1 protein-coding gene is annotated in these 528 nt (G+C 50.4%); it reads right to left on the bottom strand.

All coding sequences use genetic code 11. The annotated features are described in order from the left end of the window. Positions 1–528 (bottom strand): GGDEF domain-containing protein (locus tag R7044_RS27805; protein ID WP_225456318.1); only part of this gene is annotated, 528 nt, incomplete at both ends.

The raw sequence follows: 528 nt of genomic DNA, 5'->3' as shown, positions 1-528 counted from the left end.
CGACGTACCAAGGCTTCCACACCAATAATTGCGTTTTGCGCGAGGTTGTATTGCGGCTGATACACCAAATGCAGCTGTTCTTTTTCTATCGCTTCATGCAGCGCAGATTGAATTCGGACGTGCGATACCGATTTGTCAGTTAAATCCGGAGAGTAGAACGCGTAGCCGTTGCGGCCATTTTTCTTCGCCAGATACATTGCAGTGTCGGCGTTTTTTAGCAGTGTTTCACTGTCTTGACCGTCGTTCGGGTAGAGTGCGATACCGATGCTGGTGGAGATCCGCAGCGAATCGTGATTTGCCAGATCGAACGGACGGCGGAACACACCCAAAATCGAGCTTAACGTTTCGAGTAGCGGAGAATCGCCGTCAATGTCTGGCAGTACGATGACAAATTCATCGCCACCGATGCGAGCCACATGCGCGTTCAGGTGCAAAATGTCTTGCAGGCGAACCGCCAGTTTCGACAACAGTTGATCACCGCAGAAATGGCCCATGCTATCGTTAATGTGCTTAAAGTGGTCGATATCA

The organism is Vibrio sp. 1402, assembly GCF_033340275.1.
The sequence above is the reverse complement of the archived record's forward strand: the minus strand, read 5'-3'. Positions and strand labels throughout refer to the sequence as shown.